The 13,610-nt window shown below is 53.2% G+C and carries 14 protein-coding genes; 4 read left to right on the top strand and 10 right to left on the bottom strand.

Annotation, left to right across the window (positions count from 1 at the left end; genetic code table 11):
* Positions 1-201: 201 nt before the first annotated feature.
* The 3 genes from glnL (at position 202) to ACJJJB_RS18010 (ending at position 3,185) form a co-directional block, all read left to right on the top strand.
* A complete protein-coding gene (gene glnL, locus ACJJJB_RS18020) occupies positions 202-1,284 on the top strand; it encodes a nitrogen regulation protein NR(II) (protein ID WP_020414123.1) in 1,083 nt (360 codons plus the stop codon).
* A gap of 3 nt (positions 1,285-1,287) precedes the next feature.
* Positions 1,288-2,694, top strand: coding sequence for a nitrogen regulation protein NR(I) (gene ntrC, locus ACJJJB_RS18015; protein WP_020414124.1), 1,407 nt, complete (start codon positions 1,288-1,290; stop codon positions 2,692-2,694).
* Positions 2,695-2,852: 158 nt separating this feature from the next.
* On the top strand, positions 2,853-3,185 hold the full coding sequence (locus ACJJJB_RS18010; protein WP_020414125.1) for a PAS domain-containing protein: 333 nt from the start codon (positions 2,853-2,855) through the stop codon (positions 3,183-3,185).
* A 67-nt stretch (positions 3,186-3,252) separates the two neighbouring features.
* On the opposite strand, the gene ACJJJB_RS18005 is transcribed toward ACJJJB_RS18010, so the two are convergent.
* Positions 3,253-3,774 carry a peroxiredoxin gene (locus tag ACJJJB_RS18005; RefSeq protein ID WP_020414126.1) on the bottom strand — a complete coding sequence of 174 codons (522 nt, stop codon included), beginning with the start codon at positions 3,772-3,774 and terminating at the stop codon, positions 3,253-3,255.
* A 166-nt stretch (positions 3,775-3,940) separates the two neighbouring features.
* Here ACJJJB_RS18005 and ACJJJB_RS18000 point away from each other — a divergent pair, with 166 nt between their 5' ends.
* Entirely contained in the window at positions 3,941-4,756 is an 816-nt protein-coding gene (locus tag ACJJJB_RS18000) for a bestrophin-like domain (RefSeq protein ID WP_445365266.1), read from the top strand.
* A 16-nt stretch (positions 4,757-4,772) separates the two neighbouring features.
* Here the strand turns inward: ACJJJB_RS18000 and ACJJJB_RS17995 are convergent, their stop codons facing one another.
* From ACJJJB_RS17995 to yrfG, 9 genes are all read right to left on the bottom strand, one after another.
* Entirely contained in the window at positions 4,773-5,852 is a 1,080-nt protein-coding gene (locus tag ACJJJB_RS17995; RefSeq protein ID WP_353375480.1) for an AI-2E family transporter, read from the bottom strand.
* A gap of 81 nt (positions 5,853-5,933) precedes the next feature.
* The gene (locus ACJJJB_RS17990; protein ID WP_020414129.1) at positions 5,934-6,635 is read right to left on the bottom strand and encodes a D-Ala-D-Ala carboxypeptidase family metallohydrolase; all 702 of its coding nucleotides are present in this window, start codon (positions 6,633-6,635) and stop codon (positions 5,934-5,936) included.
* 15 nt (positions 6,636-6,650) lie between these two features.
* Positions 6,651-7,331 carry a hypothetical protein gene (locus tag ACJJJB_RS17985; protein WP_445365265.1) on the bottom strand — a complete coding sequence of 227 codons (681 nt, stop codon included), beginning with the start codon at positions 7,329-7,331 and terminating at the stop codon, positions 6,651-6,653.
* 226 nt (positions 7,332-7,557) lie between these two features.
* Positions 7,558-9,105, bottom strand: coding sequence for a phosphoenolpyruvate carboxykinase (locus tag ACJJJB_RS17980; protein ID WP_020414131.1), 1,548 nt, complete (start codon positions 9,103-9,105; stop codon positions 7,558-7,560).
* 291 nt (positions 9,106-9,396) lie between these two features.
* Complete coding sequence (hslO, locus tag ACJJJB_RS17975; RefSeq protein WP_353375481.1) at positions 9,397-10,275, bottom strand: Hsp33 family molecular chaperone HslO; 879 nt, start codon at positions 10,273-10,275, stop codon at positions 9,397-9,399.
* Positions 10,276-10,401: 126 nt separating this feature from the next.
* Positions 10,402-10,854, bottom strand: coding sequence for a DUF4124 domain-containing protein (locus ACJJJB_RS17970; protein ID WP_445365264.1), 453 nt, complete (start codon positions 10,852-10,854; stop codon positions 10,402-10,404).
* A gap of 27 nt (positions 10,855-10,881) precedes the next feature.
* The gene (locus ACJJJB_RS17965; protein WP_020414134.1) at positions 10,882-12,375 is read right to left on the bottom strand and encodes a S1C family serine protease; all 1,494 of its coding nucleotides are present in this window, start codon (positions 12,373-12,375) and stop codon (positions 10,882-10,884) included.
* Between the two features lie 85 nt (positions 12,376-12,460).
* Positions 12,461-12,838: an Hsp15 family ribosome-associated heat shock protein gene (locus tag ACJJJB_RS17960; RefSeq protein WP_445365263.1), complete on the bottom strand. Its 378-nt coding sequence runs from the start codon at positions 12,836-12,838 to the stop codon at positions 12,461-12,463.
* Between the two features lie 41 nt (positions 12,839-12,879).
* A complete protein-coding gene (gene yrfG / locus ACJJJB_RS17955; RefSeq protein ID WP_020414136.1) occupies positions 12,880-13,563 on the bottom strand; it encodes a GMP/IMP nucleotidase in 684 nt (227 codons plus the stop codon).
* Positions 13,564-13,610 lie beyond the last annotated feature (47 nt).

The following is a 13,610-nucleotide window of genomic DNA, read 5'->3' as shown; positions in this document are numbered from 1 at the left end:
TGTGCAGCTCCAATGCTCTTGGGGGTGATTAGGCAAATCCTATCGATTGCGCACTGTAAATGCCCATCAGAAGCAACCAATGTGGGCCTGAATAGCCCTGTGCGCCATTTTGGTTTGCTTTTTGCACTGGCTAGATACAAGGGCTTATCGCGCCGGGTGCTAACCCTACCCCGGCCGCCGCAGAGAACCGGAAACCACTGAATGCTCAATGATCGCCAGCTGCGCCAGCTGTTAGACAGTCTCACTTCAGCCGTTATGGTGCTGGATGACACGTTATCACTCTGTTACTTGAACAATGCGGCCGAGGATTTGCTGGCGGCATCCAGTGCAAGGGTCAGCGGATTGCCGCTGGAAGAGGTCGTGCGAGAATCTGCAGCTGCGCAAAAAGCCATGCGTGATGCGCTGGTCAGTTGTGAAAAATATACGGTGCGCCGCGCTCGTTGGCGTCTGCACAACCTGGATACGCGCACTGTGGATTACTCGGTGAGTCCTGTGCCAGAGCTAGGTGTTTTGCTGCTTGAGGTGCAACCTATGGACCGCCTGCTGCGCATTGCACGTGAAGATGCATTGCTCAGTACCCAGGAAACTGCGCGTAACCTGGTGCGGGGCATGGCACATGAAGTGAAGAACCCCCTCGGCGGTATCCGCGGTGCGGCACAACTGCTTCAGAGAGAGTTACCAGATGCCTCTCTGGAAGAGTACACACAGATCATCATTGAGGAGGTGGACCGCCTGCGCAATTTGGTGGACCGCTTGTTGGGACCGCGTCAGCCGGTGAAACTGGCGGAGACCAATGTCCATGAAATCCTGGAGCGAGTGGCACAGCTTCTAGAGGTGGAATGTGATGGTGAACTGAGTATCCGCAGGGATTACGACCCCTCTATCCCGGATGTACCAGCGGATCGCGAACAGTTGATCCAGGCACTGCTGAACATCGCCCGCAATGCAATGCAAGCGATAAATGAGAGTATCGGTCTCGCCAGTGGGGAGATGGTATTGCGCACACGGGTCCAGCGCCAATTCACAATTGGTCGTCGCAATTGTCCACTGGTATGCCGTATCGAAATTGAAGATAACGGTCCCGGTATTCCCGAGGAGATCCGTGAGCGGATCTTCTTCCCGATGATATCAGGGCGCGCGGAGGGCTCCGGCTTAGGGCTATCCATATCACAGAACATTATCAGTCAGCATCGCGGCCTAATTAAGTGTGACAGCCGTCCCGGTCGCACGGTATTCCAGATCTATTTGCCGTTGACTATCGAATTAGCCAATACAGGAACCTAGAGAATGAGTAATCGCGTTTGGATAATTGACGACGACAGATCTATCCGCTGGGTGCTGGAGCGGGCGCTTTCTCGGGAGGGGATAGAAACCCAATGCTACGAGAGTGGCGACCGTGCCCTGGATGATTTTTACAGCGATTCACCGGACGTGGTGATTAGCGATATTCGTATGCCGGGCTCCGATGGGTTCAAGTTGCTTCAGCGCTTCCAGGCGGAACGTCCAAACATGCCGATAATTATTATGACTGCCCACTCGGATCTGGATAGTGCTGTCGCCGCCTATCAGGGCGGTGCCTTTGAATATCTGCCTAAGCCTTTTGATATTGATGAGGCTGTGGCGGTTACACGCCGCGCCCTGGTGCACGCCAGTGAGCAGGCGCAGGAAGAGCGCATTGAACAGGATAATGGCACCGAGAATAAAGAAATCATTGGTGAAGCGCCGGCGATGCAGGAAGTTTTCCGTGCGATCGGCAGGCTCTCTCACTCAAATATCACTGTATTAATCAATGGTGAGTCTGGCACTGGTAAGGAACTGGTGGCTCAGGCGTTGCACAATCACAGTCCACGAAGGGAAAAACCCTTTATCGCCCTGAATATGGCCGCGATTCCGAAAGACTTGATGGAGTCTGAATTGTTTGGGCATGAGAAAGGCGCTTTTACCGGGGCCAGCTCCCAGCGTGCCGGGCGTTTTGAGCAGGCCAATGGCGGTACCCTTTTCCTGGATGAAATTGGTGATATGCCGGCAGAAACCCAGACGCGGCTTCTGCGAGTATTGGCGGATGGGGAGTTTTATCGGGTTGGCGGACACACTCCGGTAAAAGTGGATGTGCGGATTATTGCCGCCACCCATCAAAACCTTGAGGAGCTGGTACTGCAGCATAAATTCCGCGAAGACCTATTTCATCGCTTGAATGTAATCCGCATTCATATTCCAAGGTTGGCCGATCGCCGTGAAGATATCCCAAGGCTGGTGCGTCACTTCTTCAATGCTGCCGCAAAAGACCTCGGGGTGGAACCAAAAATCCTGACTAAGGAAACAGAGGGTTACCTGTCAGGTTTGGATTGGCCTGGAAATGTACGGCAGCTCGAAAATACTTGTCGCTGGATTACCGTTATGGCCTCTGGCCGTGAAGTACATATCGAAGACTTGCCCCAGGAACTGCACCAACAAGGGCAGGAGAGCGAAACCCCACTGGACTGGCAAAAAGCCCTACGTATTTGGGCTGATCAGGCCCTGTCATCCGGGCGGCGCGAAATACTCAGTGAGGCAGTTCCCGCATTTGAGCGTGCCCTGATCGAGATTGCTTTAAAGCATACGGCCGGGCGCAAGCGTGATGCCGCAGATTTACTTGGTTGGGGACGAAATACCCTGACAAGAAAATTAAAAGAGCTGGAGATAAGCGGCAATTAAGAACTATTTTTGTGCCTCCGGCTATTTCTGACAAAGATGAAATAAGAATTTTCATGTTAATACTCAATGAATGATAAAGGCAAAACCTCCTTTGGCTTTTACACTTGCATTTATTAATGCAGTTCAAATATGAATGTAGTGGCTGGAGATGGAGTTCTATGAACGCTGAAGAGCTTAGAGTTGTTGATAATGTGCCGTTTCTTTTTTGGGTGAAAGATCAAGATGAAAAATATATTTGGGGTAATCGCAAAATTTGCGAGTTGGCCGGTGAGGATGTAGTGGGAAAAACCGACGCTCAACTAACTTGGGCGGAAAATGCTCAAGCTCTGCGAGAGGCGGATAAGCGCGTCTTTGCTTCCGGTGAGCCGGATTATTTACTAGAGCACGTAATTAAATCCAGTCGAGGTGAGGCTACGTTAAGTGTTTGCAAGTGGCTTGGGGATTTTGAGGGGGAGAAGTGCTGCTTTGGCATTTCTTTCGTAATAGAATGATGTCATAAATTAAGTTGAGTCGGATAAATCTGGCCCTGAGTGCTTCGGGCCAGATTTATTAATATTTTTAGGGCTCACTCTTTTCTATGCCTAGTTTGGCCAGGTTTCTGGCAATATCCTCTGCACTGGTGGCAGGGTTAACGTCTTTATCAATTTTCAGGACTTTCCCATCCTTACCGATATAGACAGTAATACGCCGGGCAATATTGATCATTGGAACTAGCACACCGTAAGCCTTGGCGACTTCACCTGAAGGATCGCTCAGGAGAGGGAAGTCGGCTTCATTGTGCTTAGCGAAGCGTGTGTTTTCATCAATATCATCGGTGCTTGCCATAAAGTAGGCAGCATTGAACTTGCGAATCTTGTGTCCATTTTTTGCCAGTGATTTGCACTCTATCGTGCAGCCCTTGGTAAAGGCACGTGGATACCAGGCGATTACTACTGCATTTCTATTTTTGTGTTCAGCGAGTCTGTGTGTATTGCCGTCTGATCCTTGAAGAGAGAAGTCCGGTGCTCTGTCACCAACCTCAAGGGCCATCAATGGCAGGCTGATCAGCGTAGTTAAAACCAGGGTAATCCAGTATTTCATAGTATGTTTGCTCTCGGATATGTTGCGCCTATGCTACCGCTGCCATATGGTACAAACTAGTAGGTTCATTATAAATACGCCACTTCTTTAGCCCTGCAGAGAGCTTGGAAAAACTGGCCAGTGATACCCCGCTGGGCCAGACTTTCCTCAGTCTGTGGGGACTCTTATGCACTCGGGTAATATTTTCTATTTGCTGCCATTGCCCCTGATATATCTGATTACAGTGGCACTGGTTCTCTGCGCTTTGGCGTTAGGGGTATTCTGGGGGCATAGGCGCCAGAGAAGAGAGAGTGTTGCTGGTGAGCCGTCGATTGGCAGTGCTGTTGCGGCAACGCTTGGTTTGGTGGCATTTGTTTTAGCGTTTACCTTCAATATGACCGCGGACCGCTTTAATGAGCGCAAGGCTCTGTTGTTGCAGGAGGTTAATACTATCCTGGCGGCCTACCTGAATGCGGACTTTCTTGAGAAAACGAAACGTGAGCGCGCCCGTGGATTGCTTGCGGAATATGTGGATCTGCGTGATTTTGATCCCTCTACACCGGTAAGCTCTGCTGATATCAAACGCAGTGAGGAAATTCAGCGGCAGCTGTGGCAACTGGTACAGAGCCATATTGCCCAGGGTTACAATGCGGATTACCTGCGCCAATTTTCCGATCCGGTAAACACCCTGATGGACTTGCATCGCGCAAGGGTGGTGGTGGGCCTGCAGTATCGTATTCCCGCCCCCCTGTGGCTGGCGCTGTACTTTATGACAATACTGGCCATGCTGGCGATTGGTTACCAGCTGGGGATCAGCCGCGGTGGTTCGGTGCAGGTTGTACTGGCACTGGCTCTCACCTTTGCCACGGTGATTTTGCTGATCGCCGATTTAGACAGGGCCAACCAGGGGGTGTTACTGGTTGACCAGGCGCCGATGAGTGATCTCAACCAGCGCCTGAAAGCGCTACGTCAAAGGGAGTCTCAGGCTCCCACAGAGCGTTAAAGAGTCCAGGTGAGTTTTACTCGCTATCAGGTCTGGGTGGCATCAGCATATCTTCCGGGTGCACAAACTCCCGCATAAAAATTTCCCAAAAGGCGATGAACAGCGCGGCGAGCAGCGGGCCTATGGCAAAGCCGCTGACACCAAACATAAACAGGCCGCCCACAGTGGAAAACAGCACCAGATAGTCTGGCAGCTTGGTATCCCGCCCAACTAAAATCGGGCGCAGTATATTGTCTACCAGGCTGATCACAGTAAATCCGTAGGCGAGCAATATAGTGGCTTTAATGGGTTCCCCTACCCCGTATAGGTAAATGGATGCGGGGAACCAGATCAATGCTGCACCTACTGCTGGTAGCAGTGATAACAGTGTCATCAGGACCCCCCACAAAAGCGGTGCAGGTAGGTCTAGGACCCAGAAAATAATACCGCCCAGGGTGCCTTGGGTAATGGCGACCACCAGGTTGCCCTTGATGGTTGCACGGGTGACCTCGGCAAACTTGGCCAGAAGCAGGTGCTCGCGCTCATCGCCGAGGGGAAGCGCGTGTATTATCAGGTTAACTAGCCGCTCACCATCGCGGATTAAAAAGAAGGTGAGATAGAGCATCAGACCCAGCATGACAAAAAAGTTAACAGTGTTTTGGCCCACCTCGATAGCATTTCTGGCGACAAAGCTGCCCGCATTCATTACTCCGCCGAGTAGGCGCTGCTTGGCCTCCTCAATGTCCACTCCTATGCTCTCAAGCATATCGTTGACCCGTGGGAAGGCGCTGCGCACCTGTTCCAGAGATTTGGAAATATCAATCTCACCGTTTTGTACTTTGTGATAAAGCGTTACCGCCTCATTGATAAAAGAAGTGGCCACCACCAGTACCGGTATCACCAGCAGCACAATACACATGAACAGGGTCAGCAGTGCCATGGAATTGGGCGAGTTTGGAAAACGCTGCATCAGAACGCGGTATACCGGGTAAAAGATCAGGGCGATGGCACAAGCCCAGAAAATCGGTGTGAAAAAAGGTTTTACAAGTAGCAGGAAGGCTACTGAAACCAATAGAAGTGAAAGGATAAACGAGCGCCTTTCCAATTTTTCCTGCACGGGAACTTCCTCTGCTTCTGCAAAAGCCCTGTGGTATCGGGCGCCTTATTTGCGCTCTATCTAAGCAGAAGCAAGAGGGATTTACCAGCGCCTGTAACCGCAGGTGTCCACATGAAAGCGAATACCTTTATAGATGCCCAGGCCCATATTCCACTGTTGGCCGTTGTACTTATGGATATTCTTCAGTACCGGTACCAGTTGCTCGCGAGAGAACTTTTTCTGCGGAACTATATCCAGTCCACAAAAGTGCAGGTGCTTGCTGCCCCTGGAGCCGCCGGCCTTACTGTTATAGCTGGTGGTGCGCCAACCGGAGACTACGGTGACGGGGCCGATAATTGGAACGATTTCACGCTGCACTGCCCGCAGGGTGTATACCATGGTTCCCCAGTTTCCTACCGGGGGAATGGCAAATGGCGGTTCATCCAGATCCTGCCAATCGCTGCCTTGGCGCAACAATTCAAACGGGGGCACAACCTGGTCTACCTGATTAATGCGCAGGAAATCTTTCAGCTTGGAAAACAGGATATTGTTGTCTTCCTGTTTAAGAAAGCGGCTGAAGAGCCGCTCAGATGCCGCTGGATACCCCTGAATATCATAAATATCCGGGATTTCTGGTAATGGTAGTAAATCGATGGGGCTGATTAAACGCTCGCCGAGCTCCCGTGTTTTCTCTGAAGTAAAAAGTAATACGGTAATAATGGCTGCGATGAGAATGGCAGCAAGCAGCAGTAATCGGCGACGCGGGCTATTGGTTTCGGTAGCTTTGTTGTCTTGAATATCCATGGGCATCTCCGCCAATTACCAGATGCGATAGCCGCAGGTGTCGATATGGAAGCGCACTCCATCGCTGAGGCCGAGGCCGAAATTGCTCTCCGGGCCGAGGCGCGCGTGAAGGGCGCGCAATTCCTCCACTAGCTCCCGGTGACTGATATTCGATTTGGGGATCAGGTCCAGGGCACAAAAGTCTCGATGATGGGCCTTGTCACTGTGTTCCAGCTTGCGGTTATAAGCGTCACTGCGAAATCCTGCGACCACATCTACAGAGCCAATTAGAGGAATGATCTGATCCCGCAGTAGTGTCAAAGTTTTGACTATGTTGTGCCACTCGCTTTGGGGTGGAATAGCAAAAGGAGGTTCTCTCAATTCTATCCATCCGCCGCCCTGGCGTAGCAAGCTACTTACCGGGACAACATTTGCTATACCCCGGCTCGCCAGGTAGCGACTGAGAGCCTGTACCCGTTCCCGGTTGTCGCCGTAGCGCAGGAATCCATCAAAATTATCTGCGCTGGCAACACGATGGCCCCTTATCTCCACATAGGGCTTATCCAGGGACTTTTGGTAGAGAAAAAGCCACAGTATCAGCAATATTGAAGCCAGCAGCAGTGTCAGGAATACAACCACCACCCGGTTAACCCTGCGACCGGACGGCCGGTATGGGTACAGTATGTTGAAACGTATCAAAAATTTGTCAGCGGACATGAGCTGAGACTTCTGCTCCTGGAGCTGTACTGCGAAGCGGGGCTTCGATCCGCAGGCGCCCAAATCGTCGGCGTTTGTTTAAACACTATAGCTGCAAAATTCGGCGGGGCAGTTGCGTAGGGTGGGCTGAACTGTGCATAAAAAAGCCCCGAGGCCTTGCGGCCTTGGGGCTTTTTAGACTCCTCAGCGATTTGATATCGTTGTGGAGTGTTCTGGGAAGTGGAACTTAGGCCTTGGGACCGGCGTTCTTCACTTCATCGTTCACATTGAATTTCTCAATGTTTTCGGCAAAAAGTTTGGCCAGCTTGCCGGCCTGGTCGTCGTAGGCTGCCTTGTCATCCCAGGCTTCGCGTGGGTTCAGGTAGGCTTTGTCTACACCCGGTACTTCCAAAGGAATGTCCAGGTTCAGGGTTTCCAGGTGCTCGGTGGCGGTGCCTTGTAGCGCGCCGTTCTGGATAGCGGCAACTACTGCGCGGGTTACTGGGATCGGGAAACGTTTGCCATTATTGCCTGAACCACCAGTCCAGCCAGTATTGACCAGGTAAACCTTGGAGCCGAAGTCCTCGATGCGCTTCATCAGCAGGTCGGCGTACTCGCGAGGAGCGCGCGGCATAAAAGGTGCGCCGAAGCAGGTGGAGAAGGTCGGGTGAATACCGGCTTCTGCACCTAGCTCGGTAGAGCCCACGCGCGCGGTGTAACCAGATAGGAAGTGGTATGCCGCAGCCTCTTTGGAGAGGATGGATACCGGGGGCAATACACCGGATACGTCACAGGTGAGGAAGATTACATTTTTCGGCTCTCCGGCGCGGTTCTCCAGCTGGCGCATTTCCACGTGTTCCAGTGGGTAGGAGCAGCGGCCATTTTCGGTGAGGCTGGTGTCGCAGTAGTCAGCAGTGCCGTGTTCGTTGGTTACCACGTTCTCAACGATGGCCCCGAAACGAATGGCATCCCAGATTACCGGCTCATTCTTCTGGCTCAGGTCGATGGTTTTCGCGTAGCAACCACCTTCCATATTGAATACTGCACCCTTGGTCCAGCCGTGCTCATCGTCGCCAATCAGGTAGCGTTCCGGGTCGGCGGATAGGGTGGTCTTACCGGTGCCGGACAGGCCAAAGAACAGGCAGGTGTCGCCGTCTTCACCAACGTTGGCAGCGCAGTGCATGGGCATTACGTCTTTTTCCGGCAGGAGGAAGTTCTGAACGGAGAACATTGCCTTCTTCATTTCACCGGCGTAGCGCATGCCAGCCAGCAGAACTTTGCGCTGGCCAAAGTTGATAATTACACAGCCCTCGGAGTTGGTGCCGTCGCGCTCGGGCTCACACACGAAGTTCGGTGCGTGCAGGATACGCCATTCTTCCTTGCCCTTGGGGTTGTACTTCTCAGCGCGGATAAACATGTTGCGGCCGAACAGGTTGTGCCACGCGGTCTGGGTGGTTACGACAACCGGCAGGTAGTGATCTTCGTCCTGGCCAACATGGAGCTGTTGCACGAAGCTGTCACCACCGGAGACAAATGCCTCTACACGGTCCCACAGGGCATCGAATTTATCCTGCGGAAAGGGGCGGTTCACATTGCCCCAGGCGATGCTGTCGGCGGTGGAGGGCTCTTCCACAACGAAGCGGTCCGCTGGGGAACGGCCGGTACGGGCGCCGGTTTCAGTGACCAGCGCGCCTGTGTCAGATAATTTGCCCTCGCCGCGCGTAAGAGCCTGCTCTACCAATTGTGCTGGTGATAGGTTCTTGAAAACCAGCGCGGTGTCGTCGATCTGTGCCATTCGTCGATTACCCGTGAATGTTGGATAGTAAAAATATTAGGGCTGCCCAAGTATTAGGCAGCCAGGCAAAATTTGGGGGGCGCATTATGGCAAAATTCAAAATAAGCGGATAGCAAAGACGGTCATTTTTTGCTCTTTGACAGCGCTGTCACCATAAATTTAGCAATCATTCATCAGTTTTATGTATGGGTTATTCTTGTAGAATTTGTTTTGTGAATAATGGTGGTGCTAATAACCCTATTTTGTAGATAGTAATTGGCGGGGGATGGAGCCCCCGCCCGGGCAGCCCACTCAGTGCAGAGTGTGGGGGGGGGCGTTTAGAAGGGATTCAATCTGGTCGCGATCGAAGCGGTATTGGGCATTGCAAAACTGACAATCTGAAACAATCTCGCCGTTCTGCTCATCCAATAGTTTGAAAACGTCCTCGGCACCCAGGGACATCAATGCCCTCGCGCTGCGCTCCCGTGAACAGCTGCACTTGAAGCGGATGCTGTCGGTACCCAGGGTGGCCGGCTCCAACTGATGAAACAGGCGGTGAATCAGTTCCTCGTGGGGAACTGTAAACAGCTCTTTATCAGTTACCGTATCGGCAAGGTGCAGAGCGGTTTCCCAGGCATCGCGGTTTTCCTCTGCACTAGCGGCATTATTGCCTGGCAACACCTGCAGCATAATGCCGCCAACACTGCTGCCATCGCATTCCAGCCAGAAGCGGGTATCCAGTTGTTCCGACTGGGTAAAGTAGTCTTCCAGGCACCCAGCCAGGTTCTCTTTTTCCATGGGCACTACGCCCTGGTAGCGTTCACCCCGTTTAGGTTCCAGAGTAATAGCGAGCGCGCCGCGGCTGCCGATCATTTGGCCCAGGGTTGCGTCATCGTCAATCTGTGCATCTTCGGCCACTCGGGCGATACCCCGCAAGTCGCTGTGGTGGGTACATTCAGCCATGATCAAAGGTAAATCCCCTTCTCCACGGGCTTGTATGCTGAGTACACCATCGAATTTAAGAGTGGTTGAAAGCAGGCAGGCTGCGGCCAGGAATTCACCCAGCAGACGCGCTACCGGTGCCGGTAGGGGGTTGTGCTCCAGCACTTCGCGATAGGATTCAGTTAGGGTCACCATCTGCCCGCGAATATCGTGTTTGGAGAAGATAAAGCGTTCCAGCTGATCGGACATAGATCGAATGCCTCGGTGTTTAAACCGCGGGATTTTAGAGGTGGATATCCCTAAATGGTAGCTGGCCTGGGCAATTATGGCGCCGGTACAGGGAATACCGGCTGAATGCGATAGCCTGAAAAGTGCTCAGCCACAACGACTGGCGATCTGGCGCTGGAGCTTTTTGGCCATTTCCTGGCGCTCGAGCCCCGTAACGTGTACTTCTTTACCATTTCTGTCAATAAAGGCAACTCGTCCGTTGAGGGTCGCCAGGCGCTGGCGCGCCTTGGCGCAAAGCTGCTCCATTTCCTGCTGGCGGGCTTGCTGTTCCTTCTGTTGGCGCTGTTCGTACTCCCGGTCAATACTGGCTGAACTGGGGTTGAACAGACTTTCCCGTTTCCGTGTGGCTTCGGCTGAGTTGATGGGCCCCAGTTTACCGGAGATATTCTCGGCCTTGCCCGCTGCGGGGGGACGGTCACTGAAGTGCACTCGCCCATCCTCATCTACCCAGCGGTAGAGTTCTGCAGAGCTCACAGCGGCAGCTATTAGCATGCCGCCGAGCCAGACAGTAAATAGAAAGGTTCCTCTTAGCGGCTTCACTGTATCTCCCTGGCCCAGGTAAGGGCCTTATTTTTCTTTATTGGCCAGCTGGCTGAACAGCCCTTGCGAGTGTCGCTGGGGGATATGATAGGTCTGTAGGATCAGCGGCTCTTGTTCCTGGGCCTCTGCGGCATCCAGTACCATGCGGTAGCCGGAGCGATCTCGCAGCTCCACGAAGTCGGATTTATTGGTTTCCATTAATTGGGCGAATTCGTCGAAGTCAGCGACGCTGTGACCATTCACCGAGTCAATAATCCAGTTCTTCCAGTCGTGGTAACCCAAATTGACATTAGCGGGCAGTACCTTAAGGGCTACCACCAGCTCGCGACGGTTTTCCTCGCTCCATTGGTTGCGCGCATAAAGGTAATCAATAGGGGCCTTGGAGTGCCAGTTGTTCCCCCAGCGCTTGATCAAATTCATATTAAGGGGCACGAATACCACACCACCAAAAATGTAGTAGCGCGGCTGTTGGTCGAATTGCTCACTGAGTACCAGTGCACGGGAAGGGGGGGCAGCCGCCAGAGTCACTTGAGCGGTTTGCTCCTCGCCGTTTCGGGAAAAGCGCACAGGCAGCGCGTCTCCCACGTGGTGACGGTCTACGGCATAGTGGTAGTTGGTGCGCTGATTTTCACGCCACTCTACTGTGCGATCGGCGGCCACCTTGAAGCCATCCACTTCCAGCAGCACATCGCCAGGTTTCAACACTTCCGCCACCGGGGCATCACTGAATACCTTTACTACCATGGCGCCATCCTGATCTTCACTGAGACCGGCGGCTTTTTTCATGGAGGGGCTCTCGAGGCTTTGGGTAACTACTCCCAGCTCTGGAAAGCCCTGATGAACGCCATCTTTCGCATCTTCGAGCACATGGGCAATCACGCTTGGGGGTACGAAGTAGCCCAGGTTTTCGGCGCTTTGGTTGGTCTGCATGGCCACACCGACAATACGGCCATTGGAAATGACTGGACCGCCGCTATTGCCGGGGTTGATGGCGGCATCGATCTGGCCGGCCATCAGGTAACTTTCTGCGTGGGCGTAATACTGGTGCTCTACCCTGGATAGCACACCGCGGGTAATCGATAGGGATTTACCACCGATGGGATAACCATAGGCAGTCACTTCCTCCTGCAGATCTGGCAGCTTGCCCAGTGTTAGGGGGCGGGTATCGGTAAAGAAGCTTTCATCGTCCACTGTCAGCAGTGCAAGATCGGCGTCGTGGGAGACAAACTTTACTCGTGCGCGGAATTTCTTCGCATCCCCATGGCGCTGCACCTGGATAAAACTGCCATTGGCCACGACATGGGCGTTAGTGAGGATCTGTTGATCGCGGATAACTGCACCGGAACCGGATAGCTGCTTGGGGTTTAACAGGGCCCAGGGATTAAAGTAATCCGGGGCAGCGGCAGTGGTGTAAATCTTGATGATTGAGCGTTTTAGTTGTTCGTGTTCGCGGCTGTCTGCGGCAGCGGTCTGCATACCGAGCAGAAGCAGCAGGGAGATGGCGATCAGTCGTTTCATCATGGCTGTTTTCTATCGGGTTAAGTTGGGCCAGTGTAGCAGCTATAAAAAATGATGGCGGAATTTTCACCACATTGATTATTTGGGCCTACTTCTGCTCACGCAGGAAACGGTGAATCTGGCGGCGCTGCTTCTTATTGGGGCGTTCACGCTGGATACCCGCATTGGCTGCCTGGCGCTCGCTGCGCTCGCGTTCACGTCGGTCGATACTTTCATCGGTCTCGCGGTAAAGGGTGCGGGCGATGTCGGTGCTGCGACGCTGGTCGGATAGTGCGATAACTTCGACCTCAAGCTGGTCCCAGCCCTGGCGAATACTCAGGACGGCTCCAACGGAGACTTCCTTACTGGCTTTGACTCGCTGGCCATCGGCGTGCACCTTGCCCCCATCGATAGCTTGCTTGGCGATACTGCGGGTCTTGAAGAAACGTGCGGCCCAGAGCCACTTGTCGATACGTACTTTTTCCATTTAATCCGAAATTTTACTGAGTGCGTTGCCTGGGTGTTGCTTTATCCCTGGCCGGTATGAGTGGCGCCTGTCTCCAGGGCCATTATTTCATCGAAGTGATGGATGGCCGGGAAGTCGGTTACTTCCCGCCTGGGCCCCCGGCTATCCGGCTGGCGAATGCATAGCAGGTTGGCGATGCCATAATCCTGTGCCGCAGCCAACACACTTTGGTTGTCATCCACGAAGAGAGTGCGCTCGGGATCAAATCCCACCTCTTTGCGCAGGGCGTGCCAAAAGTGCTCGCTTTCCTTGGCATGTCCATAGTCATGGGAGGAAATAATATCGTCAAACCAGCGGCCGATTCCGGTGATCTCCAGCTTATGGTCGAGCCCCAGGCGGTGCGCATTGGTGACGAGGAAGGTGGGTTTTTGAAGCTGTTGCAGGCCCTGTAGGAAGGCCTCTGTGTGAGGGCGCAGGGCAATACGTCCTTCAATCTCACGCAGTATGGCCAGGATATCCAGCTGCAACGCTTCAGCCCAGAAGTCCAGGCAGTACCACTCGAGAGTGCCGCGGCGTGCATCGATCTCCTTCTCAAGCTTTAGCTGTGCCTGCTTTGGGTCCAGACCGTGTACCTGCGCATAGCGCTTTGGCAGATGGTCGAGCCAAAAGTGGTTATCGTAGTGCAAATCCAGCAGGGTGCCGTCCATATCCAGTAATACGGTATTGATACTTCGCCAGTCGAGCATGCGGCCTGTCTACCTCCTTATGGTGAGGGCGGGAAGCCAAAGTGTAG

Source organism: Microbulbifer variabilis (assembly GCF_052468405.1).
This window is presented reverse-complemented; position numbering and strand designations above follow the sequence as displayed.

Excerpts from the sequence above, each read along its gene's own strand:
- glnL (WP_020414123.1), top strand. The coding sequence starts at position 202 with ATGCTCAATGATCGCCAGCTGCGCCAGCTGTTAGACAGTCTCACTTCA.
- ntrC (WP_020414124.1), top strand. The coding sequence starts at position 1,288 with ATGAGTAATCGCGTTTGGATAATTGACGACGACAGATCTATCCGCTGG.
- ACJJJB_RS18010 (WP_020414125.1), top strand. The coding sequence starts at position 2,853 with ATGAACGCTGAAGAGCTTAGAGTTGTTGATAATGTGCCGTTTCTTTTT.
- ACJJJB_RS18005 (WP_020414126.1), bottom strand. The coding sequence starts at position 3,774 with ATGAAATACTGGATTACCCTGGTTTTAACTACGCTGATCAGCCTGCCA.
- ACJJJB_RS18000 (WP_445365266.1), top strand. The coding sequence starts at position 3,941 with ATGCACTCGGGTAATATTTTCTATTTGCTGCCATTGCCCCTGATATAT.
- ACJJJB_RS17990 (WP_020414129.1), bottom strand. The coding sequence starts at position 6,635 with ATGGATATTCAAGACAACAAAGCTACCGAAACCAATAGCCCGCGTCGC.
- ACJJJB_RS17985 (WP_445365265.1), bottom strand. The coding sequence starts at position 7,331 with ATGTCCGCTGACAAATTTTTGATACGTTTCAACATACTGTACCCATAC.
- ACJJJB_RS17980 (WP_020414131.1), bottom strand. The coding sequence starts at position 9,105 with ATGGCACAGATCGACGACACCGCGCTGGTTTTCAAGAACCTATCACCA.
- hslO (WP_353375481.1), bottom strand. The coding sequence starts at position 10,275 with ATGTCCGATCAGCTGGAACGCTTTATCTTCTCCAAACACGATATTCGC.
- ACJJJB_RS17965 (WP_020414134.1), bottom strand. The coding sequence starts at position 12,375 with ATGATGAAACGACTGATCGCCATCTCCCTGCTGCTTCTGCTCGGTATG.
- ACJJJB_RS17960 (WP_445365263.1), bottom strand. The coding sequence starts at position 12,838 with ATGGAAAAAGTACGTATCGACAAGTGGCTCTGGGCCGCACGTTTCTTC.
- yrfG (WP_020414136.1), bottom strand. The coding sequence starts at position 13,563 with ATGCTCGACTGGCGAAGTATCAATACCGTATTACTGGATATGGACGGC.